Origin of the sequence: Halomonas sp. R57-5, assembly GCF_900070345.1 — a bacterium.
Lineage (GTDB): Bacteria > Pseudomonadota > Gammaproteobacteria > Pseudomonadales > Halomonadaceae > Vreelandella > Vreelandella ventosae_B.
The window spans coordinates 3109242-3135609 of record NZ_LN813019.1 but is presented as its reverse complement, the minus strand read 5'-3'; the positions used below and the strand labels follow the sequence as shown (position 1 = coordinate 3135609).

Sequence of the window (26368 nt, the reverse complement as noted above, 5' to 3'; positions counted from 1 at the left end):
GCCATCAGGTAGAATTCCCGACACTGCACACTATGGCCAGGAGCGCGTGTGACTGATTCAGGTTGGGTTATCTATAAACGGTTGTTGGGCTATGTTAAGCCGCATTGGCGTGCTTTTGCACTGGCGGTGGTGGGGTTTGTGGTGTATGCCGCATCGAGTACGGCGCTTGCGGAAATGATGAAGCGTCTAATTGATGGCATTCAAAACCCGGATGCGGCCTTTCGGCTATTTCTACCGCTGTTTGTGATTATTATGTTTTCCGCCCGGGGGCTAGGTACTTTTTTAAGCACCTATTTTATGGCCTATGTGGGCCGCTACGTGATTCATACCCTGCGCTGCGACGTGTTTGCCCATCTTCTCCATCTGCCCGGCTGGTTTTTTGACCACCACTCCAGCGGTCAACTGGTGTCGCGGGTGACCTACCACGTGGAGCAAGTTGCCGGGGCGGCCACCAAAGCGGTGACGATTATTCTGCGTGAGGGACTGTTCGTCGTCGGTCTGGTGCTCTATTTGCTGTGGACTAACTGGATGTTAACGCTGCTGTTCTTGGGTGTAACGCCGATCATCGCGGTAGTGGTGAGCTACGTGAGTAAACGATTTCGGCGCATTTCAAAGCGTATTCAGCACTCCATGGGCGATGTCACCCATATTGCCTCTGAGGCGCTGTCGGGCTACCGGGTAGTGCGAACCCACGGCGCGGAAGATTATGAAAAGCAGCGCTTCGAGCGGGTCAGTGAAGAGAATCGCCGCCAAAGCATGAAAGAGGCCATGACCCGTGCGGTCAGTTCCCCAGTGATTCTGATGCTGGTGGCTATCTCCATGGCTATCCTGGTCTGGCTGGCCATGGCGCCTTCGCTGATGGAGAACATGACGCCCGGTGAGTTTGTGGCTTTTATTACCGCAGCCGCCCTGATGATCAAGCCAGTGCGCCAACTGACTGAGATTAATGGTGAGATCCAGAAAGGCCTAGCGGCCGCGTCAGAACTTTTCGGGTTACTGGATATGACCCCTGAAGAGGATAGCGGTAAGCGCATCGCCAGCCGTTTAAGCGGCGAGGTAGTGATTGATAAGGTTAGCTTCCGCTACGCTGACGACCAGCCCGAAGTGTTGCACGATATTAATCTGCGCCTAGCGCCGGGTGAACTGGTGGCGATTGTCGGGCGTTCGGGAAGTGGCAAGTCCACCCTGGTCAGCCTGCTGCCGCGTTTCTACCGGCCCAGCCAGGGCCGTATTAGCATCGATGGCATTAACGTTGATGAGTACGCGCTGGGGCCACTACGCCAGCAAATTGCCCTGGTGTCCCAGCAGGTGACGCTATTCAACGCCTCGATCGCCGATAACATTGCCTATGGGGTGGACAATCCTGATCCCCAGGCCATTCAGGCGGCGGCAGAGGCTGCCTATGCCCATGAGTTTATCGACAAGCTTCCCAATGGCTATGCCACCACCGTGGGCGAAAACGGTGTGATGCTCTCGGGCGGGCAGCGCCAGCGGCTGGCGATAGCTCGGGCGATCTTTAAGGATGCGCCGTTGCTGGTGTTGGATGAGGCGACGTCAGCGCTGGATACGGAGTCCGAGCGCTATATCCAAAAAGCCCTTGAGCGGGTTTGTGAAGGGCGTACTACGCTGGTTATCGCTCACCGCCTGTCTACCATTGAAAGAGCCGACCGAATTGTGGTGATGGATCAGGGGCGCATTATCGAAGAGGGTTCGCATCAGGCGCTGCTGGATGCCGAGGGCGCCTACGCGGCACTGCACCAGCTACAGTTCCAAGAGGTGCTATGACACTGTCGCAGCGCTGGTTGAAGGGCGCCTATCAAGGCAGTTGCTGGCTATTGCCACTGAGGCCATTAGGGGCGTTGTACCAGTGGGCCATGGTGCGTCGGGAGCAGGCATATCAGCGTGGCAGCAAGGCCGCCTGGGAAGCCCCCGTGCCGGTTATTGTGGTCGGTAATATTACCTTGGGGGGAACGGGAAAATCGCCGCTGGTGGCGTGGTTGGCTAGCTGGCTGGTGGCTCAAGGCTGGTCGCCAGGCATTGTTAGTCGCGGCTATGGCGGAAAAGCGCTGCACTACCCATTATTTGTTACCGCCAGCAGCAACGTTGCCGAAAGCGGCGATGAGCCGCTGATGCTGGCACAGCAAACCGGCTTGCCAGTGGTGGCGGATCCCCAGCGCGTGCGGGGTGTTCAGGCATTGGTTGATGCGGGATGCGATATTATCCTTAGCGACGACGGTTTGCAGCATCTGGCGCTGGCCCGGGATATTGAGCTGGTCGTTGTTGATGGTGCCCGCGGGCTGGGTAACGGCCGCTGCCTGCCCGCGGGGCCACTGCGCGAGTCGTCTAGCCGGTTGCAGCGTGTTGATGCGGTAATCGTCAACGGCGACTCACCGCCGTCGTTGCCGGTCGCCTCGGTCACTACCATGCAACTAGCGCCGCTGCGCTGGCGCCGCCTTGACGATGGCGTGCATTTTCCTCTTGCGCCACTGCCGTTTACGCTGCCGGTGCACGCGGTCGCCGGTATCGGTCATCCCGAACGCTTTTTTCGTACCCTTTCTGCGCTGGGTATTGAGGGCGAGTGGCACCCGCTAGCTGATCACCAGCATTTTGATGCAGACGCGCTAAGCTTTGCAGAGTCGCGCCCGGTGATTATGACCGCCAAAGACGCCGTTAAGTGTTACGCCCTGGCGCCGCCGAATAGCTGGGTACTAGACGTGGAAGCAACCCTTCCACCCGAATTTGAGCACTGGCTGGCAGCGCGGCTGTCGGCTCTTTCCTAAAGGAGATATGCGCATGGATAAGGAACTGCTGGCAATGCTGGTATGCCCATTGTGTAACGGTAAGCTGAAATATGACCGCGACGCTCAAGAGCTGCGCTGCCACTACGATGGACTCGCCTATCCCATTCAAGAGGGGATTCCAGTGATGTTGCCTGAAGAGGCCCGCACAATGGATGCCGATGAAAAGTTACCCAGTTCTTCAGGACGCTCTCCAGGACATTCAGGAGGCGCTTAATGGCTTTTCCTGAATATACGGTTGTCGTACCCGCGCGCTATGGCTCTACCCGGTTACCCGGCAAGCCGCTGCTTGAGATTGCCGGGGAGCCAATGATTGCCCACGTATGGCGTCGCGCCTGGCAGAGCCACGCCGCCAGAGTGGTAGTGGCGACAGACGATAGCCGCATTCGCGATGCCATGCTGCCTTACGGTGCCGAGGTGATCATGACCCGTGACGATCACCCATCGGGCACCGACCGTTTAGCCGAGGTGGCTGCTAGCTTAGCGTTGGCGGATGATGCGCTGCTGGTCAATGTGCAGGGTGACGAGCCGTTAATTCCCCCCGCGCTGATTGACCAGGTGGCGCTGCGTTTGGCCGACGATCCCGAGGCATCGATAGCCACGCTCGCCGAGCCTATCAATGATGTGGACACGCTGTTTAATCCTAATGTGGTTAAGGTGGTGCGTACGCTTCAGGGGCGCGCGCTGTATTTTTCCCGGGCGCCAATTCCCTGGGATCGTGAACAGTTCAAAGCGCCGCCCACCATGCTGGCAACCGATGCTTGGCTGCGTCATATCGGCCTGTATGCCTACCGGGCTAGTTTTCTAGCCGCCTACCGGGACTGGCCCGCTTCAAGCCTTGAGCAACTTGAACAGCTCGAACAGCTGCGTGCACTGCAGAACGGCCACGTGATTCAGGTGGCATTGGCCTGCGAAGTCAACCCTGCTGGGGTCGATACGGCTGAGGATCTAGCGCGGGTTCGGGCGCTGCTGGCTTAGCGCGCTATTAACATAGCCTGTGGTTAATGACGAGTGACGCTAATAAGTTGTAAAGGAGCGCTACTGTGAAAGTGTTATTTGTGTGTTTAGGCAATATTTGCCGCTCACCCACCGCGGAGGGTGTTTTTCGTCGTGCTGTTGAACAAGCGGGGTTGGCCGGGCAGGTTAAAATTGACTCCTGCGGCGTCGGCAGTTGGCATTTAGGCAAAGCGCCGGACGCCCGTGCCCAGCAGGCAGCGCGACTGCGCGGTATCGATTTAAGTGACCTGCGGGCCCGTAAGCTAAGCGAGCAGGATTTCCGTGAATTCGATTACGTGCTGGGTATGGATCAGGACAATTTACGCGCCATGCGCGAGCTGAAGCCCGCCAATAGCCAGGCGCATGTGGGGCTTTTTTTGGATTTTGCCGGTTCCGCGGGTGCCGAAGTTCCAGATCCTTACTATGGCGGTGATGAGGGGTTTGAGAACGTGCTGAATATGATTGAGGCCGCATCAGATGGGTTGATTCAACACCTCAAGCGTGGGCTTTAATGGGGCTGATGGTGTGGCTAAATAAATGACTATTTTCAGCAATGTCGATCTGTCCGCGGCGAACACGCTTCGGCTTCCCTGCCAAGCAGAGCGCTTCGCAGCGCCAACGACATTAACAGCCTTACGCCAAACGCTAGCGGAGGCTTGCCGTAAGGGCTGGCCGGTCACGCTGCTGGGCGGCGGTAGCAATGTGCTGCTGCCCGAAACGTTACCAGGGTTGGTGGTGCGTCCTGCTTTGCAGCAGTACTGGCTTAGTCAGCGTCCAGGGGATGTATTGGCCCACGTGGGGGCTGGCGTTAATTGGCATACGCTGGTGATGACCACAGCTGCACGCGGCCTATGGGGCATTGAAAATCTGGCGCTGATACCCGGTAGTTGTGGTGCCGCACCGGTGCAGAACATTGGTGCCTACGGCGTTGAGCTTGCCGATACGCTGCAAGCGGTACAGGTAATGGAACTTGCCACCGGGCAGGTTGATTGGTTGAGCTCTCAGCAGTGTGCTTTTGGTTACCGTGACAGCCTATTTAAAGGTGAATTGGCGGGTAGTGTGGTGATCACCCAGTTGGTTTTGCGTTTGTCACGTACGCCAGCACCCCGGCTCGGCTATGGCGATCTCGCTGCACGCTTAGCGAACTCTCTCACTCCCACGCCGCTTGCCGTCGCCGAAGCGGTATGCGCTATTCGGCGCGAGAAGTTGCCCGACCCTCAGGTGCTGGCCAACGCGGGAAGTTTCTTCAAAAACCCACTCGTTAGCCATCAATGGGCAGCACAGCTGCTGAAAGAACACCCGTCCATGCCGCACTTCCCCCAGGAGGGCGGTCAAACAAAGCTGGCGGCGGGTTGGTTAATCGATCAGTGCGGCTTGAAAGGGATGCGCGATGGCGCCTTCGGGGTGCACCAGCATCAAGCGCTGGTGCTGGTGCACTTTGGCGGCGGAGATCGTCAGGGGCTGATGAAAACAGCCGACTATATCGCCGCCCAAGTGGAAGCACGCTTTGGACTACGTTTAGAACCTGAGCCGCGGTTGGTTAATCCCTAATGCTTATTACTAACGGGTGCTAACGGTGCCGATAACGTAAAAAACCCCGCCGAAGCGGGGTTTTTTGCTGTTGCAACACGCTGACCGATTTACTCGGAGTGGGTGTCTTGCTGCGCCTGTTTACGCTTCTCGCGCGGGTCGTTGTGGGCCCGGGTGCGACGACGCGGTTTAGGCATATCTTCATTAACCGTTTCTGCAGGCTCCTCTTTAGCAGGTGCTTCGTTGGCGACCGACTGAGCGGGCTGAGGCTCAGCTTCAGCCGCAGGGGCTTCTAGATCGCTGCTCTTCTTTTCAGTGCTGTTATCTTCAGTACTGCTCTCTTCCGTATTATTCAGTTCAACGCTACTCTCTTCAACGTTCTGTGGCTCATCGTTTTTTGCTTCGGCGCTTGGCTTTAGCTCGCTGCTGGATGGCTCTTCAGTTGAGGGCTCAGCGTCGACACTCTCAGCAGCACTGGGAGTGCCAGTTTCCTGGACGTTGGTTGACGCTTCAGGCTGACGCTCGTCTGAACCAGCGCTATGGAAAGGCGCAGAGGAGGCGGCCTCTTCAATTGCTTCTGCTGGATCAACAGCGTTGGCCGCAGGCGGTTCGATGGCTTCAGGCGCTACCGGTTCGCTAGCACTGGGCTGGCTATCGCCAGTTTGCTCAGTGTCAGCAGGCTCCGCGTTGGCTTCAGCCAGGGGCGCTTCAGCAGCGGGGGCTGCCTGCTGCTCAGCGCTATCCTCGGTGGTTTCCCCAGGTGCCGCTTTAGGCTGACGACGCTGGTGCGTCGACTTGCGCGCTTTAGCGTTCTCTGCCACGGGCTGGTCGGTGGTTGTAACGTTGTCCGCTTGCTCTGGCGCACTCTTAGCCTCGGGCTCCGTTGTGGTATCGGGCTCTACAGCTGCTGTCGGTTCTGGCTGAGCGGTGTCGGCTGTTGGCGCGGGGTTACGATCATCCGATTCCGGTCCCGATGTCGGTTCGGGAGTAATCGGTGTCTCATTTGTCGCTGCCTTAGCCTCCGGTGCCTGTGCTTCTGTAGCAGGTGCTTCACTCGGCGCTTGCGCGGCTGCTGGCGCGTCATCCTGGGCTTGGGCCTGCAGCTTTAACTGCTCAGCTTCTGCTTGGGGATTAATCGCCTGGGTACGCGTGCGGTTACGCGGGTTGTTACGGGTACGCTTCGGCTTGCCGTCGTCCTGCTTAGCCGTTTCATCGCGCTGATTGTCGCTTGCTTTTTCAGCACCGCTATCACGGCGTGGCTCTTTTTGCCCTGCGCTTTTACTGTTGTTGCTCTCTTTAGAGCTCTCTTTGGCAGTACTGCCTTTGGAGGCGCCGTCTTTAGAAGAGTTATCAGCCTGGGACTCTTTACGAGGTGCCTTGGCCGAATCTTGACCATTGGCATCCTCCTGCTGAGGATGACGACGGCGGTTGCGGGTACGGTTAGGGCCGCTGCGCTTTTCGCTATTGTCGTCATTGGCTGGGCGCGGTGTGCTGCTGCGCTGCTCAGTTTTCTGGTCGGCTTTTTGTTCAGCCTTTTGCTCAGTTCTGGCACTGCTATCGCCGCGCTCGCTGCGCGAAGACTTCTGCCGCGACTCGCTGCTGCGCTGAGTAGTTTTACGCTCGCTCGGCTTGCGTGGCGCCGGGGTTTCAGCCTTTGGCGCTGGTGTGGCTTCGGTTGTATTTTCGTCGCTGCCAAGCAGTTTGGCGAAACCGCGGATAAAGCGACCAATAACGCTGGGTTGCTCGCTGGTCGCCGGTGTTGGTTGGGCCGCAGGAGCTGGGGCAGCCGCAGGCGCTTTCTCTTCGGTTTGCAGCGAAGCGGGTGCTGGCGCGTTGTGGGTGACGCTTTTAACCGCCGCTTCTGCCCGCATGGCGGGTGGCACAAAGCTGGGTGTCGGCTCTTTGCCCACTTCGGTATCGGTCGAGAGTTCAAAGCTCGAAAGGCTTTGAGTGTCATCCTCGTCCAGATGGTCGTCGCGCAGGCGTTGTACGTCGTAGTGGGGCGTATCCATTTCAGGATTGGGCAGCAGTACGACGCGAACATTCTGACGAGACTCAAGATCAGCCAGCACGCTGCGTTTTTCATTGAGCAGGTAAGTGGCCACCGGTACCGGCAGAATGGCGCGAATCTGTGCGCTATTCTCTTTCATGGCCTCTTCTTCAATCAGGCGCATGATGGAGAGCGACAGCGAGCGCACATCGCGAATGGTGCCCTGTCCATTACAGCGCGGGCAAACCACGCCACTGGTCTCACCTAGTGAAGGGCGTAGACGCTGACGGGACATCTCCATCAGGCCAAAGCGGGAAATGCGGCCAATCTGTACCCGTGCACGATCCAGCTTTAGGGCATCGCGCATGCGGTTTTCAACTTCACGCTGGTTGCGCGCGGGCCCCATGTCGATAAAGTCGATCACCACCAGGCCGCCAATATCGCGCAGGCGTAGCTGGCGGGCGATCTCATCGGCGGCTTCAGAGTTGGTCTGTAGGGCGGTCTCTTCAATATCGCTACCGCGGGTAGCGCGCGCGGAGTTGATATCGATAGAAACCAGCGCTTCAGTGTGATCAATGACAATCGAGCCGCCCGAAGGCAGCTTCACTTCACGCTGATAGGCGGTTTCGATTTGCGATTCAATCTGGAAGCGCGAGAACAGCGGCACTTCGTCCGCGTAGAGTTTGATCTTCTGCTGATACGAGGGCATGACCTGACGAATAAAGCCCAGCGCCTCGGCGTGAATCTCGGGGCTGTCGATCAATACTTCGCCGATGTCCTGACGAAGATAGTCGCGCATGGCGCGGATGATGACGTTGGATTCACGATAAATCAGGAAGGGGGCAGGTCGCTTGGCAGCCTCGGTGGTAATCGATTCCCACACCTGAACGAGGTAATCCAAATCCCACTGTAGCTCTTCTGGGTTACGACCGATGCCAGCGGTGCGCACAATCAGGCCCATTTTATCGGGCACGGTCAGCTGGCCCATGGCGTCTTTGAGCTGGCTGCGCTCGTCGCCTTCGATGCGGCGTGAAATGCCACCCGCCCGCGGATTGTTTGGCATCAGCACCAAAAAGCGGCCCGCAAGGCTAACAAAGGTGGTTAGCGCGGCGCCTTTATTGCCACGCTCCTCTTTATCAACCTGAACGATGACCTCTTGGCCCTCTTTAAGCACTTCTTTAATGCTTGGACGCCCGGAAACGTCTTTGACAAAGTACTCACGGGAAATTTCTTTCAGAGGCAAGAAGCCGTGGCGATCCGCACCGTAGTCAACAAAGGCGGCTTCCAGGGAGGGTTCTACGCGGGTGATTTTGCCGCGATAGATATTGGCTTTTTTCTGTTCTCTTGCGCCGGATTCGATGTCTAAATCGTAAAGGCGTTGTCCATCAACTAAAGCGACACGCAGCTCTTCGGGCTGGGTCGCATTAATAAGCATCCGTTTCATAGTGTCTCGCATAGCGTTGCGTACCGGCGAACGGCCTATGGGGTGACGTAGGCGAACCGCTGGGTGCTGCGTGCTTGTGCTCGGCGCATTGCTATGCTGACGCGTCAAGCCGGGAGGGCGTCATCGCCGACCCGGCCAATAGGGCGTTGAGTACGTGGCGGAGGCAGGACGTGTTCCGGTGGTTCTGTCACGTCCATCCGGCCCTGCTGACACCGCCAACACCTGGCATTCATCGATTCACCAACGCCGGCCACCGGCACAGCGTTGAACTTTTCGCCCGGAGTCAGCCAGCGCCTTGTGACGAATAAGGAGGGGCTGCTCAGGGCGTGGCGTTGTTTAGTTACTGCCTGCCGTTGAGGGCTAGGCTTACTTTCATCTGCCGGCATAAAACGGGCGGCAGAGTTACTGCATTTTTAAGATCAGTTTTTAATACTGGAAAAACGGCCAATGCGTACACTGGTGCCGTTTTGTGTTCAGGCCTGCGTGTTAGTCGGGCAGGCGCATTAACCAAGCTCAGCGGTGATGCTCTTTGCTAACAAATTTAATCAATTAGCTATCATTCAGCTAGTCACTAGCGCTAGACAAGGAAGCTTTCGGCGCTTAGCTGGTGAACAACTTTGAATATAACAGTAAAGACAACGACCAGCAATTGACGCAATGCCCTTGGGTCTACGTTAGAATGCCGTTTTTAGCGTCACAGCAGAGCAGGAGTAAGCGGTAATGTCCGAAGGGCGTGAAGTGCAGTGGGTGGATATCGCCCCGGAACAGGCTGGGCAGCGAATTGATAATTTTCTCATGACGCGTCTTAAGGGGGCGCCACGCGCGCTTATCTATCGCATCGTGCGTAAAGGCGAAGTGCGCGTTAATAAAAAGCGCGTAAAGGTCGATTACCGCTTACAGGCGGGCGRTTTAGTCCGCGTTCCGCCGCTACGCTTGGCGCCTCGCGAAGCCGTTAAGGAAGTCAGCGATAATTTGCGCGACCTGTTGGTAGGGAGCGTCATTATGGAAGGCCCAGACTGGATGGTGCTTAACAAGCCCTCTGGTTTGGCCGTACATGGCGGCAGTGGAGTTAAAATTGGGTTAATAGAAGCTCTACGTCAGGTGCGTGATGATCTGAGCTTCCTGGAACTGGTTCACCGCTTGGATCGCGATACGTCCGGTTGTTTACTGCTGGCCAAATCTCGTGATGCGCTGGTGACCCTTAACGAGTCGCTGAAAAAACACGGTATGGATAAGCGCTACCTAGCCTTGGTGAGTGGGCGTTGGCCAGCCCGAAAAACCTATGAGAGCGCCCGTTTGGATCGCTTTGATGCGGGCAATGGTGAGCGGCGGGTAAGGGTGGACCCTAATGGTAAAGTGTCGCGTACCCATTTTTCGGTGGTCGAAACCTTCGAAAAAGTAACCTTGATAGAGGCTGAGCCGGTCACCGGGCGAACCCATCAAATTCGCGTTCATGCCGCCCATGCCGGGCATGCCCTGTTAGGTGACGACAAGTACGCTACCCGCGAAAGCGGGTTTCTCACTAAGCAGTTGGGCTTGGGGCGGCTGTTTTTGCATGCCCGAGCGTTGACCTTTCCAGAGCCTGGTAACGGACGTCCAGTCACCGTTAAAGCACCGCTGCCTGACGCCTTGGAAGAGACGCTTAGGCGCGCCCGGCAAAATGCCCTTCGCTGATACGACCTTATAAGTGTGTCCAGCAACAAGGAGTTGCCATGCAGTACGAGCTGATTATATTTGATTGGGATGGGACGTTAATGGACTCCGTGCCGCGCATCGTGTCCTGCATGCAGGCGGCGGCTGTAGAGGCCGAGTGGGGCGATCTTTCAGCGCCGGAGGTGGAAGATATTATTGGCCTGGGGCTGCCAGAGGCGATTGCACAGCTTTGCCCAGGCATTTTGCCTGCCCAGGCTGAGCGGCTTCGCGAGCGTTATGCGCACCATTTTGTACATGCTGACGCTACGCCGATGGCTTTTTTTGGCGGCGTAGAGGTGCAAATTGCCCGTTTGCGCGGGCGTGAGCAGCAGCGTTTAGCGGTGGCGACAGGTAAGAGCCGGCGTGGTTTGGATCGCATTTTTGCTGAAACAGGCAGTGGTGGGTGGTTTCATGCCAGCCGCACTGCGGATGAAACCCGCTCTAAGCCGCATCCGCAAATGCTGTCTGAGCTGTTGGCAGAACTTGAGGTTCCAGTAGAGCGGGCGGTGATGGTTGGCGATACCGAGTACGACCTTGAAATGGCCCGCGCAATCGGTATGGACCGAGTGGGAGTCACATACGGGGTTCATGCCCCGGAGCGGTTAGCGCTGAGCCGCCCGAAGTGGATTGCCCATAGCGTCGACGAGCTTTTTGACCGGTTATAAGGATATTTTATGAGTGACGATCCAACCCGCCCAGGTGGTTCAGATGAAGGGCATGATGGCCCGGCCAGCGGCTACCGCCGTAGCGACGCTGATAATAGTGGCCAGTCCAGTGAGCTAAATGAGGATCCCTGGACTGAAGGGCCTGAGGTTCCGCCCGGGAAAGGGGCTAAGCAGGGGTATGGGGCGTCAGGCGACGATGCCGAAACCCTGCGCGAACGCCAGCGACTCGCCCAGCTGGAAATGATGGATCACTGGATAGGTGGCGTCTTGACCGAACAGCGGCGTACTCGTCGCTGGAAGCTGTTTTTCCGGCTGATGTTTCTCGCTGTTGTGCTGGTGGCGCTGTCTGCCGCGCTGTATAGCCTGTTCTGGGGCTCGCCGACTGTCGCAACGCCCGCCCAGCGCCACTTGGGCATTGTTGAGGTTAATGGAGTAATCGCCAGCGATTCGCCAGCCAATGCGGAGCGCATCATCCAAGGGTTAAACCGAGCCTGGGATGCCGAAAGCGCGGCTGCCGTGGTGCTGCACATTAATAGCCCCGGCGGTAGCCCTGTGCAGTCTCAGCGGATTTATGCAGAAATCATGCGCCTGCGCGAGCAGGGCGATAAGCCGATTATTGCGGTGATTGAAGATATCGGTGCCAGCGGTGCCTATTATATTGCGGCGGCGGCGGATGAAATTGTTGCCTCACCAGTGAGTTTGGTGGGCTCAATTGGTGTTATCTACGCAGGATTTGGTTTTGAAGAGGCGATAGCGCGTATTGGTGTTGAGCGCCGTGTGCTCACGGCCGGGGAGAATAAAGCCTTTTTAGACCCGTTCCAGCCGCTGGATAACGATGCAGAGGCATTTTGGCAAGGTGTGCTCAGCCAAACCCATCGCCAGTTTATCGATGATGTGCGCGCCGGTCGCGGCGAAAGGCTCAGCGATAGTGCGGACATTTTCTCAGGGCTGATCTGGAGTGGCGAGCAAAGCATCGGGCTAGGTTTAGTCGATCAATTGGGTAGCCTCGAACAGCTGTCTCGCGATCAGGTCGGTAACACCGACTGGGTAGACTATACGCCGAGCCTTGATCCATTTGAGCGCTTTACGCGGCGTTTTACCCAGGTTGCCGCCGAGGTGTTGGGTATTAGTGCGCCCAACACCCCGCTGCGCTTCTAGGTTGGCATAGCCTCTCATGGTTAGTGGGCGGCGCCAAGCGGGTCGAGACCCGCTTGGCGCAACATCTCGCAGAGCGCAATCAGCGGCAGGCCAATCAGCGCGTTGGGATCGCGGCCTTCCAGTTTTTCAAACAGCGCAATGCCGAGGCCTTCCATGCGAAAGCTGCCAGCGCTGTCTAAAGGCTGCTCTTTAGCGACATAGTTTTCGATCTCTTGGTTGCTCAAGGGGCGAAAGMCCACTTCAAAAGGCTCTACATGAACCTGATGGCGCTGGTGGCGGGTATCCAGTAGCGCTAAGCCGGTCAGAAAGGTGACACGCTGACCAGAGAAGCGAGCAAGGTTGGCGCAGGCTTTTTCGGCGCTATGGGGTTTGCCCAGAATGTCGCCTTCAAATACCGCCACCTGGTCAGAGCCTATAATGAGGTGGTGAGTGAAATGCTGCGCAACGGCGTTGGCTTTGCTTAGCGCTAGCCGATGCACTAATGCCTGGGGCGTTTCGCCACGCTGGGGCGTTTCATCAATATCCGGTGAGAGACACTGATAGGGGAGTTGTAGGCGGTTCAGTAGCTCGCGCCGCGAGCGTGAGCTTGAAGCAAGTACCAGTTCTGCCGTTGATAGCTGGTTGCTTGATGGCTCTGTTGGTAATGAGGACGTCACAAATAGCTCCTGGCAACGGGGTTACACGTATCGAAATCTAAAGCAGTAGAGTGTAGCGAAAGCCAACACAAGTGCCTATGTTGGCTGTTTATTGTCGCCTATGTGGATTATTTGCTGAGGTAGGCATGAAGAAATATACCGACAGCTTTGACACCAGCRGGGGGAGTGCCTATCATTGCGCGCCTAKGTTGACCTCACAACTCCCCAGTCGGGTGGAGCCTTATAAGCTCGCAGCCCGCCACGAACGAATCGAAGGCTTGGTAGCGCTTGATAAGCTGCCACGTCTTGCCGAAGAAGCGGGTGTCCAAACCGGCGACTGTCAAGTCGTGCTTGAGTTTGGCGTCGACGCTCAAGGTCGTCGTGAAATTCGTGGCCACTTGMAAGCGACGTTGGCGCTTGCCTGCCGACGCTGCCTGGTGCCGCTGCCTCAAGAGGTTAGCAGTGACTTTTTGCTTGGAATGGTCACTGACGAAGCCTTAGCGGCCGAGTTGCCTGCTAGTCATGAACCGGTGCTGGTGGAAAAGGAACAGCTGGATCTCCTGACGGTGGTTGAAGATGAGTTAATTCTCAGCCTGCCCCAGGTGGTCTATCACGATGAAGCCGAATGTCATGTCTCGGCGGAGCAGCTGGTCAGCAAAACAGAAGGCGCGGCGTCGGAAACAACGCCAGCGACGAACCCTTTCGCGGTGCTCAATGTCTTGAAAGGCAAAAAATAAGCACCCTTTACCTTAAATACCTTGGAGTAAACACCCATGGCAGTTCAACAGAACCGTAAAACTCGTTCCAAGCGCGGCATGCGTCGCAGCCACGATGCGCTGACCGCTCCGACGCTGTCCCAGGACAAAGAAACCGGTACCACTCACCTGCGTCACCACGTTTCTCCAGACGGTTTCTACCGTGGTCGTAAAGTGGTTGAGGTATAAACCTCAATTGCGTTACTAAGCGGCTAAACGGACTCAGTGCGGTATGCGCTTAGCGATTGATGTGATGGGGGGTGACCAAGGCCCTCGTGCGATGATCGCAGGCTCCGCAAAGGCGGTGGTGGAATACCCCGACCTTGAGCTGATTCTGTTTGGCCCGCGTCAGCAGATTCTTGCTGAGCTTTCGCGCTTGCCGCAGCCTCTGGCTGCGGCAACGTCACGTTTGGTGGCGCGTGATGCMCCCGATAGCGTGGCGCCCGGATCAACGGCTGCCTGGGCATTGCGCAGAGGCCATGCCACTAGCATGGTGCACATGCTGCAGTGTGTCGCTCAGGGTGAAGCGGTTGCCGGCGTTAGCGCAGGCAATACGGCGGCGCTTGTTGCTTTGGCAAGGCGCGAGCTGGGCATGGTTGAGGGGATTTCTCGACCGGCGATCAGTACTGCGATTCCCGCACGCCAAGGGCGCCGCTGTTATCTGCTGGACTTGGGCGCCAACGTGGATTCCCCCGCTCATCGATTAGTCGATTTTGCGCTGATGGGGGCGGCGATGGCGCAGTGTATAGATGGCACCGCGGTGCCCCGTGTGGCGCTGCTCAATGTTGGTGCCGAAGCCACCAAAGGGAGTATTAGCGTGCGTGAGGCTGACCGTCTGCTGCGCGAGTATGCCAAGGCGAGTGCTTTCGACTATCAGGGCTATGCTGAAGGTGGTGATCTGTTTAAAGGCCAGTTGGATGTGGTGGTGTGTGATGGCTTTGTGGGCAATGCTGTGCTCAAGGCGAGCGAAGGCTTGACCAGTATGTTGGTTGAACGTGTGCAGATGGCATTTGAATCGCGTCTAAGCGGACGTTTAGCAAGTCTACTGGCCAAGCCTGTGTTGAAGCGCTTAAAGCAAGAGCTTGATCCCGTGCGCTACAACGGGGCCAGCTTATTAGGGTTGCGCGGCATCGTGGTAAAAAGTCACGGCAGTACTCACGCCGATGGTTTTTACTACGCTATCCGGCGTGCCCTGCAAGAGGTAGAACATGATTTACCTGCGCGGATCGCAGGCCGCTGGCAGACGTCATCAAGTGAAGGCGATGGCGCACGTCAGCCATGGAGATAATAAATAGCTAATTTTTTGCGGGTTTATAGGTGGCATCAGGATGTGCCAATAATCTCGCCTATCGCTCATATGAGCAAATGCCTACAAGAGCAAAGGTGAACGACATGTCTCAACCCCTTGCCCTCATTTTTCCCGGGCAAGGCTCTCAGCAGCTTGGAATGCTGCGAGAGCTTGCCGAGCGCTACAGTGTGGTGGGAACGACATTTGAGGAAGCGTCGGATGCTTTGGGCTACGATTTGTGGAAAGTCGTCCAAGAAGGCCCCGAAGAGTCGCTTAATGCAACCGCCTGCACCCAGCCTGCGCTACTCTCTGCAAGCGTCGCTATTTGGCGCGTGTGGCAAGAGTTAGAAGGGCCGCGGCCGACAGTGATGGCGGGCCATAGCCTGGGTGAATACAGCGCCATGGTATGCGCAGGCGTTATGAGTTTTGCCGAGGGCGTCAACTTAGTGCGTCTACGCGGGGAGGCCATGCAGACGGCGGTGCCCGCAGGTGAAGGCGGTATGGCGGCGATCTTGGGCCTGGCAGACGATGCGGTTGAAGCCGCCTGTGAAAAGGCTGCCCAGGGCGACGTTGTGTCAGCGGTTAACTACAACTCCCCAGGGCAAGTGGTGATAGCGGGCTCTAAAGTAGCCGTCGACCGTGCGATCGTTGCCTGTCAAGAGGCCGGTGCCAGGCGTGCCGTGGCGTTGCCGGTTTCCGTGCCCTCGCACTGCGCGCTAATGCGCCCTGCGGCCGAGCGCCTGGCAGCGGCTATGCAAAGCATTGAGCTGCGGGCGCCGCGCTATACGGTCATCCAGAATGTCGATGCACAGGCCCATGCCGATACCGCAACACTCAGCACACGGTTAATCGAACAGCTCTATCAGCCGGTACGCTGGAGCGCCTGCGTTGAAGCAATGGCGGGTCAGGGCGTGGAGGTATTTATTGAGTGCGGGCCAGGAAAGGTGTTGACTGGCCTCAATAAGCGTATCGTAAAGGGTAGCAGAGGGTTGGCGGTAAATGATCCTGACAGCCTGGAGGCGGCGCTTGAGCTGGCACGTGAAACCTTGGCTGATAAGGCGTGACCAAGGGGCTCTTTATTTCGCTATCCAGGCTTGATTACACGGTTAGAGGCAGAACGTTATGACACAAGAGAGTAGAGTTGCCCTGGTGACAGGGGCGAGTCGCGGCATTGGCCAAGCCATTGCTCGCGAGTTAGGTCGCCAAGGCCGTACGGTTATTGGTACCGCGACCAGCGAGTCAGGTGCTGAAAAAATTGATGCCGATTTGAAAGAGCACGGCATTGAAGGGGCCGGTTTGTGTCTTAATGTGACCGACCAGGCCAGCATTGATAGTGTGCTGAAAACCATCACTGAGCGCTTTGGTGCGCCCACTATTTTGGTCAACAATGCTGGCATCACCCGAGATAATCTGCTGATGCGCATGAAAGAGGACGAGTGGGACTCCGTTGTGGATACCAACTTGAAATCGGTCTATCGTGTGAGCAAGGCGTGTTTGCGCGGTATGACCAAGGCGCGTTTTGGGCGTATTGTGTCAATTAGTTCTGTTGTGGCAACCATGGGCAACCTGGGCCAAACTAACTATGCTGCAGCTAAGGCCGGTATGGAAGGTTTTAGCCGCGCTCTGGCCCGCGAGGTCTCTTCACGGGCGATTACGGTCAATGCTGTGGCCCCGGGCTTTATCGCCACCGACATGACCGAGGCACTGCCTGAAGCACAGCACGAGATGTTGCTTAAGCAAATTCCGTTGGCCCGTTTAGGGGCGCCGGAAGAGATCGCCGCCGCGGTAGGCTTTTTGACCAGTGATGCAGCCGGTTATATCACKGGCGAGACGCTTCACGTCAATGGCGGCATGAATATGCGTTGATGGCCTTGGGCTTGGCGGTTGCGTCTGTCCAAGGGCGTCTATAAACTACCCCGCAGCTTTTGGCTTGCGGTTTCCAAATAGCTGGTTATCAAAAACGGCTAATGTGAACGACTGGAGTACGTTAATGAGTACTATTGAAGAGCGCGTGAAGAAAGTTGTAGCAGAGCGCCTGAACGTTAAAGAAGAAGACATCCAAAACAGCTCTTCTTTTACAGAAGACTTGGGTGCTGATTCGCTCGACACCGTTGAGCTGGTCATGGCTTTGGAAGAGGAATTCGATACTGAAATTCCTGATGAAGAAGCTGAGAAGATCACCACGGTTCAAGAAGCCATCGATTACGTGAACGCCCACCAGTAAGGGTTGTGTCGATGCATCGAACCAGGGKGGGGTGCTAGCCACCCGCCTTAAGAGCCGTCCTTTTCCAGGGCGGCTTTTTTGCTTTGCTGCCACAATGCTTATAACGTTCAATCTCCGTTATACTGTTGACCAAATTTAAGCAGCAAATGACCCAAGTGGGTCGCGTCACCATGGATGCCTGGAGGAAAGCTGATGGCACGGAAAAGGGTAGTGGTAACTGGGTTAGGCCTGGTGACCCCAGTGGGTAATAGCGTTGATGAGTCATGGGCTAACATCGTGGCCGGTAAAAGCGGTATTACGCCCATAGAGCATTTTGACACCAGCGGCTTTAACACCCGCTTTGGTGGATCGATTAAAAACTTTGATATTAGCCCGTATCTGAATCCTAAAGATGCCCGCAAGATGGATCTGTTTATTCAGTACGGCATGGCGGCGGGCGCCCAGGCAGTAGAAGATTCCGGTATCGAGTGCACTGAGGAGAATGCCGACCGTATCGGTGTGGCTATCGGTTCAGGCATTGGTGGTCTCCCCATGATTGAGCATAACCACAACGCGCTGAACAAAGGCGGTGCTCGTAAGGTGTCGCCATTCTTCGTGCCGGGCTCCATCATTAATATGATCTCCGGCAATATGGCGATCCAGCACGGCTTCAGAGGTCCCAATATCGCCATTACCACAGCTTGCACGACGGGTACCCACAATATTGGTTACAGCGCGCGGACGATTGCCTATGGTGATGCTGACGTGATGATCTGCGGGGGCGCTGAAATGGCCACCACGCCGCTGGGCCTGGGCGGCTTTTCGGCTGCTCGTGCACTCTCTACACGTAATGATGATCCGGAAGCGGCAAGCCGCCCGTGGGATACTGACCGCGATGGCTTTGTGCTCTCCGATGGTGCGGGTGTGCTGGTGCTTGAAGAGTATGAGCATGCTAAGGCGCGGGGCGCCAATATCTACGCCGAGCTGGTGGGCTTTGGTATGAGCGATGATGCTTATCACATGACGTCGCCGCCGGAAGATGGGCGTGGCGCAGCGCTCTCTATGCGCAATGCGATCAAAGATGCCCAGATAGATGTTTCTAAAGTGCATTACATTAATGCGCATGGCACATCGACGGCTGCAGGAGATTTGGCGGAAAGTCGCGCTATTGAAAACGTCTTAGGCGATGCCGCTGCTAAGGTGGCAGTAAGCTCCACCAAGTCGATGATTGGCCACCTTTTGGGTGCAGCAGGCGCTGTAGAGGCAGTATTTTGTATTTTGGCAATACGCGATCAGGTTGCACCACCCACGATTAACCTGGATAACCCCCAGGCAGGCTGCAACCTGGATTACGTGCCGCATACAGCGCGTGATATGCCTATTGATATGGCGCTATCGAACTCCTTCGGCTTTGGTGGCACTAACGGTTCGCTGCTGTTTAAGAAGGTGTAGTTGACCATGCTGCCGCCCGCGCTATCTGACGAACAGTCTGTGCCGTTTGATGACCGTGGGCTGGCGTATGGTGACGGTCTGTTTGAGACGGTACTGCTGCGTGCTGGGTCACCCGTGCTGTGGCGCTATCACGTGGCCCGTTTGGCGCAGGGCTGTCATCGTCTGGGAATACCGCTACCTTGCCAGCAGGCGCTTGACGCCGCTTGGCAGGGAGACCCCACGGCTGAATTCGAAGTGCTTAAGCTGATACTGACCCGTGGCAGTGGCGGGCGTGGCTATGCCCAGCCGGATCAGATGGCACCGCGACTGCTTAGCCGTCGAGCGCCGTTTCAACCGTCGGTTGAGCGCTGGCAGAAGGGAGTGGCGGTACGGCTTTGCGACTTGCAGCTTGCTCGTCAGCCTCGGTTGGCGGGTATCAAGCACCTAAATCGACTGGAAAACGTACTGGCCCGCCAAGAGTGGAGCGATAGCGCTATTGCCGAAGGGGTGCTGGCCGATAGCGAAGGTTTTGTCGTAGAAGCCACCAGTATGAATGTTTTTTGGCAGCAGGCGGGGGAGGTGTTGACACCTCCGCTTGACCAGTGCGGAGTGGCGGGAACGCTGCGTGCTGCAATGCTTGAACAAGGTGCCGTTGCTCAAGCTTCGCTTTTGCTTCATCAACTCGCGGATGTCGAACGGCTATGGGTGGCAAACTCTGTCCAGGGGGTATGGCCAGTGACTACGCTACTTGCAGCGGATGGCTCGCTGTTGCAGCGCTGGCCCTTATTTCAGTCTGACCCGTTCCAACGCTTGGCACATCAGCTATTGGGTGTTGCTTAAACACCAACGTTTGTTTAGATATCGTTTGTTCAGATATCGCCTGGTAATTTTCTTAGAGGTGTCATGGTGAAACGGTTATTAACCGCTTTATTGGTGTTAGTGGTGGTCGGCGCTGCAGCTGCAGCAGGCGGTTATTTCTATTGGCAGAGCCGATTAGAGGCACCGCTTGCGCTTGATGAGCCAATGCTTTACCAGGTGCCATCTGGCGCGGGCTTTAATCAGGTTGTGGCGCAATTGGAAGAGCAGGGTGTGCTGGAAGATGCCTGGGCGTTTCGTCTGCTCGCACGGGTTGAGCCAGAACGCGTGCCACGGCTGCGTACCGGCGAGTACCAGCTATTGCCGGATATGAGCGGTCTGGAAATGATGGCACTGTTAGGCAGCAATAAGGTGGTCACCTACTCGCTGACGATTCCTGAGGGGTGGTCTTTTCGACAGATGCGCGAGTTGCTCAATGCCGCACCGAAACTCGACCATCGTACCGCTGAGTTGAGCGACGCCGAGGTAATGACGCTCCTTGACCGCGAAGACACCTTTCCCGAAGGCTGGTTCTTCCCCGATACCTATCGTTACCACCTGGGGATGAGCGACGTCGATATCCTGCGCCAATCACTTACGCGGATGGAGCGCATCCTTGAAGAGGTATGGGAAGAGCGCGCGGACGACCTAACCATTGAGTCCCCCTACGAGGCGCTAATCATGGCCTCGTTGATCGAGCGGGAAACCGGTGCACCTGAGGAGCGGCGCGAAATTGCCGGGGTGTTTAAGCGCCGCATGGAGCAGGGCATGCGCCTGCAAACGGACCCGACGATTATTTACGGTATGGGCGAGCGTTATGACGGGCGGATTACTCGCGCCGATATCCGCGAGGCCACGCCGTATAACACCTACGTGATTGACGGGATGCCACCCACGCCGATCGCCATGCCGGGGCGGGCCTCGCTAGAAGCGGCTGTGAACCCGTTGCCCGGAGAAACACTCTATTTCGTCGCCCGTGGTGATGGTACGCACCACTTCTCGCGTACCCTGCGAGAGCATAACAATGCCGTTAATCGCTATATCCGCAACCGATAATAGCCATGACTGATTACCACATTAAGGGAGCATGATGAGTAAGCGTGGACGCTTCATTACGCTAGAAGGCGGCGAAGGTGTCGGAAAGTCCACCAATGTGGGCTTTGTCGCCGAGTGTCTGGAAGCCCAAGGGCTGGAAGTGGTGCGCACCCGCGAGCCGGGCGGCACCGCCCGTGGCGAAGCGATTCGCGCACTGCTGCTGGATCCCGCCCCCCAAGAGCCGCTGCATGTGGATGCTGAGCTGTTGCTGATGTTCGCCGCCCGCGCGCAGCACTTAGCGGAAAAAATTCTGCCCGCCCTGGCCAGAGGGGCGTGGGTGGTGTGTGATCGTTTCACTGATGCCACCTTTGCCTATCAGGGCGGCGGACGGGGCATTGCAAAGGAGCGTATAGCCGTGCTGGAAAACTTTGTTCAGCAGGGGCTTTCGCCGGACTTAACCCTACTGCTCGATATGCCCAAAGAGGCGGCAAAACAGCGCTTAGAGTCACGCCTGCGTGATCGCCATGAACAGCGTGATCGCTTTGAGCAGGAGCAGGCCGAGTTCTTCCAGGCGGTGCGTGATGGCTATTTAGCGCGAGCAAAAGAAGCACCGGAGCGCTTTGCGTTGATCGACGCCCAGCACCCGCTAGAAGAAGTACAAACGCAAATTCATCAAGCCCTGCTCACACGGGTCGCGGCATGGCGTTAACCGGCGTAATGCCGTGGCACCAGGCCACGTGGCAACAGTTAACCCGCCTGGCCAATAGCGGACGCATGCCCCATGCGCTACTTATTCACGGCGCTCACGGCGTGGGTAAGCAGCAGTTGGCAGAGGCGTTAATTGCCCGGACGCTATGTGCATCGCCTGCCGACCAGGCCTGTGGCCACTGCCATAGCTGTGCCATGCTGGCTTCGGGTTACCACCCGGACTTACTGCGCGTTTCGCCGGAAGAGGGGAAGCGCCAAATCCGTATTGACCCGATTCGCGAGGTTAATCGCTTTGTTTCGCAAACGGCCCAGCAGGGTGGTTACCGGGTGATTGTGATTTCGCCCGCCGAGGCAATGAACGTTGCCGCCGCCAATGCGCTACTCAAAAGCCTAGAAGAGCCTGGCGATAAAACGCTGTTTATTCTGCTCTCAGACGTGCCTTCACGGATGCTGGCGACGATCCGTTCCCGTTGCCAGCAGTGGTCGCTGCCAAGCGTTGCTTATGAGGCGTGTCGCGGCTGGTTAATTGAGCAGTTGGGCAGCGCCGATGAAGCCTATTTCTGGTGGCAGGTGGCTGGCGGTCTGCCGCTGCTTGCGGTGGAGCTGGCCGTCCCGGAAGAGCGTGCATTGCGCCACCAGATTCACGACAGTTTTGAGCAGCTAGTGCGCGGCGCTGAGCCTGTTTCAGAGGCGGCTCGCCTGGATCGCCAGGCGATTGATGCCATCTTATGGTACGGTATCGCCTGGCTGGAAGACCTGATTCGACTGGGCTTATCCGGTGAAGCAGAGGTGTTGCATAACCCCGATCTTGAGCCGCTCTATCGCCAGGCGGTTAAAAATGGTCGTGTGCAGGATTGGTTTCGCCTGCTGGATTACGCCCGCGAGCAGCGGCGGTTGTTGGCGGTGGGGGCCAACCCCAATCCGCAGTTAGTGCTTGAAGCATGGTTGGTGCGCTGGGCGGCGCTGCTGCGCTCATAGCGGCATATCTTAACGTTTTGCAGCGAGGTCGTTATGGCAGCTCAAAAAGCGCTCTCTCTTACTGTTCCGGATGTGCCGACACTGCTCTCCGCGTATATGCCTTTTCTGGATCATGGGGGTATGTTTGTGCCCACTCAAACCCCTTACGCCCTTGGCCAGCAAGTGTTTTTACTGCTCACGCTACCGGGTGAAAGTGAACGCCTTTCGGTCACCGGTCAGGTGGCGTGGGTATCACCAGAGGGGGKGAGTGGCCGCCGTATGCCAGGTATTGGCCTGCACTTCAGCCAGCAAGATTACCCGGTGCGTGACCGCATTGAGACGCTGCTTGCCGGTCAATTAGATAAAGCAGCCCCGTCGTTTACGCTCTAAATCAGACGGTTAAAACGCTTATAGCCCACCTGTTGTCGAGACCTGCATGTTTGTTGATTCACACTGCCACTTAGACCGTTTATCCGACCAGACCCATGAGGGCGATATCGCCGCTACCCTGGCCGCTGCTCGTGCTGCCCACGTCAGCCAATTTCTTGCTGTGGCGGTGACGTTAGAGGATATGCCGCAGCTGGCGGCCATTGCCCGTGCCCATCACGATGTGGCAATTTCCGCTGGGTTACACCCTTTATATAGCGTTGAGCGCGAACCCAGTGTTGCGGATATTAAAGAGGCCGCTGGACAGTATGGCGCCGTAGCGATTGGCGAAACCGGCCTGGATTATCACTACAGTGACAGCGTACCTGTAGAGATTCAGCATGAGCGCTTCAAGCGGCATTTGATCGCGGCGCAAGAGCTGGAGTTGCCGGTGATTATTCATACCCGCGAAGCCAAACAAGAAACCCTGGCGCTGCTGCGTGAATATAGCGACTCCCGCGTGGGCGGTGTATTACACTGTTTTACAGAAGACTTGGCGATGGCCCGTGAGGCGGTGAGGCTGGGGTTTTATATTTCGCTGTCGGGTATTATTACTTTTCGCAACGCTGCTGCGCTGCGTGAACTTGCTCGTCAGCTGCCGCTGGACCGCCTGCTGATTGAGACCGATAGCCCTTATCTAGCGCCCGTTCCATATCGCGGCAAGCCCAATGAGCCAGCCTGGGTGGCGCAAGTGGCAGAGTGCATCGCCAAGCAACGGGGGATCAGTGTCGATGAAGTTGCCATGCAAACCACCGCCAACTTTTACCAGCTCTTTCGTGCCGCCGCGCCGGATGCCCCAGAACACGTTAAACAGGCACTGGCAAACGCTGGGCTTTTATAGCGAATACGCTTAAGCGAGGTGGGCGAGATGAATATTGACCGATTGCTGCAGCAAGGTAGTGGAGAGCAAGAGCGCGCTGGCGCTATTCCGCCGCTTGATGAGTGGCAGCCGGCGCTCTCTGGCGATATGAATATAAGCATTCGCGCTGACGGTAGCTGGTGGCACGAAGGTCAGCCGTTTGCCCGCCCCAAGGTGGCGCGCTTGTTGGCCACGCTGCTGCGCTTTGATGACCAGGGTTACTGCCTGGTCACGCCGGTGGAGCGCTGGCGTGTTCAGGTTGAAGACCTGCCGCTGGTCGCGGTAGAAGCCGACTTTCGTGATAATGCCTGGTGGTTTACCACCCAGTTTGACGACGTTATTCGCTTAGATGCCGAACATCCGCTCTCCGTTACGTTAACGCCGCAAGGAGAGGCGGTGCCGCAACTGCCGGTACGTTTTGGACTGGCTGCGCGCTTGCACCGTAATGTCTATTACCAACTGGTAGAGGCCGCCGAAACCCGTGATTTAGGCAATGGCACTAGCGAAATTGGGCTGATGAGCGCCGGGCACTGGTTTGCGCTGGGGCAACTCGACGACGATTCATTGGGCGAGGCGCCGTGAAGTTAACCGCTGAACAGCAGGCTGTGGTTAATCACCAAGCTGGGCACGCGCGGGTGGCGGCAGTGGCTGGGGCCGGTAAAACGACCACTATGGCTGCCCGGGTACTGCATCTATTGGCTAGCGGTGTGCCGCCAAAGCGTATCCTGGTGCTGATGTTCAACCGCTCCGCCAAGGATGATTTTCAACGCCGGTTAGCCTCAATGGCACCCGCTGGGCAGGCGCTGCCGGATGTGCGCACTTTTCACTCCCTGGGCCACCGTTTAACCCAAAGCTTATGTCGATGGGGTGCGCTGGCGCCACGCCAGCTACTGTCCGCTGATTGGCAGCTGGAAAGGCTGCTTCGCCAAGCGAGTCTCAATGTGCTGCGTGACGCAGTTGAACGCCGCGATGCTGCACTGGAAGGGGATCGTCTTGAAACCCTGGCCCACTTTTGCGGCTTAGTGAAGGCGGAAATGATCACCCCGGAAGCGCTCTATGAGCGGCTCAATTTAGACCCCGACACGGACTATTTTCCGGCGGCCTTTGCCGAGGGCGAGCGGCTGCTAGCAACCGAAGGGGTGATGACCTATGCCGATCTGCTCTACCGCCCGCTGTTGGCTTTAGAGGGAGATATTGACCTGCGTGGTCGCGTGGAAGGGTTTCTCGATCATGTCATTATTGACGAGTATCAGGACATTAACGCCGCGCAGCAACGGCTTTTATCCGTGCTGGTGGGCCGCACGGCCGAGGTAATGGCGGTGGGCGACGCTAACCAGTGTATTTATGAGTGGCGCGGCGCCAAACCCGACACCATGCTGGAAAATTTTACGGCCACCTTCGGCAGTGCTACCGACTATCCGCTATCGACAACCTTTCGCCACGGTCACGCCTTAGCGCTCGCCGCTAATCATGCCATTGCCGCTAACCAGCGGCGCCCTAACCAGCTGTGTTTAGCCGCGGCCAATAACCCCGAAACTCGCGTTGCGGTGGGGCAGGGCAGCCGCCTGCTACTCGATGCATTAATGGATTGGCAGGCCCAGGGGCGAGCGTTTAACGAGGCCAGCCTGCTGGTGCGTAGCTGGGCACTCTCGGTGCCATTTCAACTGGCGCTGCTCCAGGCAGGCATTCCGTTTCGGCTGCAGCGCGAGGATCGCTTTGTGTTTCGTTTGCCGCTGGTGCAGGCCTTGGCGGGCTATTTAAAGCTGTCGCGTCGGCCTGACCTGCTACGCGACCCCCAGCAGTTGCTACTGCTGCTTTCCCAGCCGACGCCCTTCGTTGCCCGTGAGCGGCTGCAGCGGCTAGCCTATCAGTTGGCTGCTACTCAGCAGKGGCCCGAACGGCACGATCCCATGTTGACGGAGCTAAAGCCGATTCAGCGCCGTACGCTGAAAAAACGTTGGGTACTGCTTTGCGAACTGCCGCAATTAAGTGCCTGGCCACCCGCCAAGCTATTACGTCACGTGGTGGAAAGTATCGATGCTGAAAAGACGCTGAAGCGCGCGGCGGCGCGACGGGATAAAGGCGAAGAGGATGTTCGCTTACTCGACGTGCTGATTGAACAAGCACAAAGCGTGCAAGACCCCGACGCTTTTATCGAGCTATTGGAACGCCCAGTAGAGAACCAGGCGGGCGGCGTGCTGATCAGTACTGTGCACGGTGCCAAGGGGCTTGAATGGCCACTGGTAGCGGTGGCCGGGGTCAATGAGGAAGATTTCCCCCACTATAGCCGCGATAACCCGCTCAGCGATGAGCGTTTGGAGGAGGAGCGACGGCTTTTCTATGTAGCGATCACCCGCGCCCAAGAGCAACTGCTGGTGCTGCATGACGGCGGCGTGCACCGTCCTAGCCGTTTTATCGCCGAAAGCGCCTGGCAAGATAGCATGCGCGTCGCTGCCTGCCTGGTTGCTGAAAGCTCAACTGCTGCTTCGCTACAGGTGACCTCGGTGGCGCTGGTAGAGCGCTATCTGGCGCGTCTTGGGCGCGACGACATTGTGCTTGCCCCGGCGCAGGTTGAAGAGACCAAAGCCGGTTATTCAGGCGCGGGCTCTTCCGGAGAGACGCACTTTTATCCTGGCCAGCGGCTGCTTCATGCGGTGTTTGGCGAGGGCGAAGTAGCGGCGGTAGAGGGAAGTGCCAGCGACCCGGTGATTGATGTGCGCTTTGATCAGGCGGGAAGACGGCGGCTGATTGCCCGTCGGGCACCCATTGAAGTGTTGAAAAATGGCTCAACGCTTGTTGGGTAAGTAGTTGATTCAACGCCAAGACACACTCTTTCACACTTGCCGTCAAATTAAGCTTTAGGGCGGTTTGACTTAGCATGGCCCTGCCGATTTAATACCCACAAGCCTACCGAGCTAATACTCAGCAGCTCATCGCATAATA

26 protein-coding genes are annotated in these 26368 nt (G+C 57.2%); 24 read left to right on the top strand and 2 right to left on the bottom strand.

Annotation, left to right across the window (positions count from 1 at the left end; genetic code table 11):
• Positions 1-48 precede the first annotated feature (48 nt).
• From msbA to murB, 6 genes are all read left to right on the top strand, one after another.
• Positions 49-1785: a lipid A export permease/ATP-binding protein MsbA gene (msbA, locus tag HALO_RS14465; RefSeq protein ID WP_035578492.1), complete on the top strand. Its 1737-nt coding sequence runs from the start codon at positions 49-51 to the stop codon at positions 1783-1785.
• On the top strand, positions 1782-2780 hold the full coding sequence (gene lpxK / locus HALO_RS14460) for a tetraacyldisaccharide 4'-kinase (protein WP_035578494.1): 999 nt from the start codon (positions 1782-1784) through the stop codon (positions 2778-2780). The genes msbA and lpxK overlap by 4 nt, the downstream gene beginning before the upstream one ends.
• A gap of 13 nt (positions 2781-2793) precedes the next feature.
• Positions 2794-3015 (top strand): Trm112 family protein, encoded by a 222-nt coding sequence (locus HALO_RS14455; RefSeq protein ID WP_035578497.1) that lies wholly within the window; start codon positions 2794-2796, stop codon positions 3013-3015.
• A complete protein-coding gene (kdsB, locus tag HALO_RS14450) occupies positions 3015-3776 on the top strand; it encodes a 3-deoxy-manno-octulosonate cytidylyltransferase (RefSeq protein ID WP_035578500.1) in 762 nt (253 codons plus the stop codon). The genes HALO_RS14455 and kdsB overlap by 1 nt, the downstream gene beginning before the upstream one ends.
• A 65-nt stretch (positions 3777-3841) precedes the next feature.
• The gene (locus HALO_RS14445; RefSeq protein ID WP_035578503.1) at positions 3842-4306 is read left to right on the top strand and encodes a low molecular weight protein-tyrosine-phosphatase; all 465 of its coding nucleotides are present in this window, start codon (positions 3842-3844) and stop codon (positions 4304-4306) included.
• A gap of 25 nt (positions 4307-4331) precedes the next feature.
• Positions 4332-5345 (top strand): UDP-N-acetylmuramate dehydrogenase, encoded by a 1014-nt coding sequence (murB, locus tag HALO_RS14440; RefSeq protein WP_035578506.1) that lies wholly within the window; start codon positions 4332-4334, stop codon positions 5343-5345.
• Positions 5346-5434: 89 nt separating this feature from the next.
• On the opposite strand, the gene rne is transcribed toward murB, so the two are convergent.
• The gene (gene rne, locus HALO_RS14435) at positions 5435-8758 is read right to left on the bottom strand and encodes a ribonuclease E (RefSeq protein WP_035578509.1); all 3324 of its coding nucleotides are present in this window, start codon (positions 8756-8758) and stop codon (positions 5435-5437) included.
• Between the two features lie 720 nt (positions 8759-9478).
• Here rne and HALO_RS14430 point away from each other — a divergent pair.
• From HALO_RS14430 to sppA, 3 genes are read left to right on the top strand one after another with little or no spacing between them, the layout of a single operon-like run.
• A complete protein-coding gene (locus HALO_RS14430; protein WP_050713568.1) occupies positions 9479-10432 on the top strand; it encodes an RluA family pseudouridine synthase in 954 nt (317 codons plus the stop codon).
• A gap of 38 nt (positions 10433-10470) precedes the next feature.
• On the top strand, positions 10471-11115 hold the full coding sequence (locus HALO_RS14425; protein WP_035578515.1) for an HAD family hydrolase: 645 nt from the start codon (positions 10471-10473) through the stop codon (positions 11113-11115).
• Between the two features lie 9 nt (positions 11116-11124).
• Positions 11125-12273 carry a signal peptide peptidase SppA gene (sppA, locus tag HALO_RS14420; protein ID WP_035578517.1) on the top strand — a complete coding sequence of 383 codons (1149 nt, stop codon included), beginning with the start codon at positions 11125-11127 and terminating at the stop codon, positions 12271-12273.
• A gap of 20 nt (positions 12274-12293) precedes the next feature.
• Here the strand turns inward: sppA and HALO_RS14415 are convergent, their stop codons facing one another.
• Positions 12294-12929 carry a Maf family protein gene (locus tag HALO_RS14415; RefSeq protein WP_092490847.1) on the bottom strand — a complete coding sequence of 212 codons (636 nt, stop codon included), beginning with the start codon at positions 12927-12929 and terminating at the stop codon, positions 12294-12296.
• Between the two features lie 125 nt (positions 12930-13054).
• Here HALO_RS14415 and HALO_RS14410 point away from each other — a divergent pair, with 125 nt between their 5' ends.
• The 15 genes from HALO_RS14410 (at position 13055) to HALO_RS14340 (ending at position 26229) form a co-directional block, all read left to right on the top strand.
• A complete protein-coding gene (locus tag HALO_RS14410) occupies positions 13055-13645 on the top strand; it encodes a YceD family protein (protein ID WP_231896720.1) in 591 nt (196 codons plus the stop codon).
• Positions 13646-13681: 36 nt separating this feature from the next.
• The gene (gene rpmF / locus HALO_RS14405; RefSeq protein WP_007114757.1) at positions 13682-13852 is read left to right on the top strand and encodes a 50S ribosomal protein L32; all 171 of its coding nucleotides are present in this window, start codon (positions 13682-13684) and stop codon (positions 13850-13852) included.
• A gap of 43 nt (positions 13853-13895) precedes the next feature.
• Positions 13896-14951: a phosphate acyltransferase PlsX gene (gene plsX / locus HALO_RS14400; RefSeq protein ID WP_035578524.1), complete on the top strand. Its 1056-nt coding sequence runs from the start codon at positions 13896-13898 to the stop codon at positions 14949-14951.
• 104 nt (positions 14952-15055) lie between these two features.
• Complete coding sequence (fabD, locus tag HALO_RS14395) at positions 15056-16015, top strand: ACP S-malonyltransferase (protein ID WP_035578527.1); 960 nt, start codon at positions 15056-15058, stop codon at positions 16013-16015.
• 58 nt (positions 16016-16073) lie between these two features.
• Entirely contained in the window at positions 16074-16817 is a 744-nt protein-coding gene (gene fabG / locus HALO_RS14390; RefSeq protein ID WP_035578530.1) for a 3-oxoacyl-ACP reductase FabG, read from the top strand.
• Positions 16818-16941: 124 nt separating this feature from the next.
• Entirely contained in the window at positions 16942-17175 is a 234-nt protein-coding gene (gene acpP, locus HALO_RS14385) for an acyl carrier protein (protein WP_008956801.1), read from the top strand.
• Positions 17176-17367: 192 nt separating this feature from the next.
• Positions 17368-18606, top strand: a complete 1239-nt coding sequence (gene fabF / locus HALO_RS14380) for a beta-ketoacyl-ACP synthase II (RefSeq protein WP_035578534.1) — start codon at positions 17368-17370, stop codon at positions 18604-18606.
• Positions 18607-18612: 6 nt separating this feature from the next.
• Positions 18613-19425, top strand: coding sequence for an aminodeoxychorismate lyase (gene pabC, locus HALO_RS14375; protein WP_035578537.1), 813 nt, complete (start codon positions 18613-18615; stop codon positions 19423-19425).
• 63 nt (positions 19426-19488) lie between these two features.
• Positions 19489-20496 (top strand): endolytic transglycosylase MltG, encoded by a 1008-nt coding sequence (gene mltG / locus HALO_RS14370; protein WP_035578540.1) that lies wholly within the window; start codon positions 19489-19491, stop codon positions 20494-20496.
• A gap of 34 nt (positions 20497-20530) precedes the next feature.
• The gene (gene tmk / locus HALO_RS14365) at positions 20531-21184 is read left to right on the top strand and encodes a dTMP kinase (RefSeq protein ID WP_172821677.1); all 654 of its coding nucleotides are present in this window, start codon (positions 20531-20533) and stop codon (positions 21182-21184) included.
• Positions 21175-22161, top strand: coding sequence for a DNA polymerase III subunit delta' (locus HALO_RS14360; RefSeq protein WP_035578548.1), 987 nt, complete (start codon positions 21175-21177; stop codon positions 22159-22161). The genes tmk and HALO_RS14360 overlap by 10 nt, the downstream gene beginning before the upstream one ends.
• A 33-nt stretch (positions 22162-22194) precedes the next feature.
• The gene (locus HALO_RS14355) at positions 22195-22530 is read left to right on the top strand and encodes a PilZ domain-containing protein (protein WP_050713567.1); all 336 of its coding nucleotides are present in this window, start codon (positions 22195-22197) and stop codon (positions 22528-22530) included.
• 46 nt (positions 22531-22576) lie between these two features.
• Positions 22577-23407, top strand: coding sequence for a TatD family hydrolase (locus HALO_RS14350; protein ID WP_035578554.1), 831 nt, complete (start codon positions 22577-22579; stop codon positions 23405-23407).
• A 27-nt stretch (positions 23408-23434) separates the two neighbouring features.
• Positions 23435-24007, top strand: a complete 573-nt coding sequence (locus tag HALO_RS14345; protein WP_035578557.1) for a DUF1285 domain-containing protein — start codon at positions 23435-23437, stop codon at positions 24005-24007.
• Positions 24004-26229, top strand: coding sequence for an ATP-dependent helicase (locus HALO_RS14340; RefSeq protein WP_050713566.1), 2226 nt, complete (start codon positions 24004-24006; stop codon positions 26227-26229). The genes HALO_RS14345 and HALO_RS14340 overlap by 4 nt, the downstream gene beginning before the upstream one ends.
• The last annotated feature ends 139 nt before the right edge of the window (positions 26230-26368 follow it).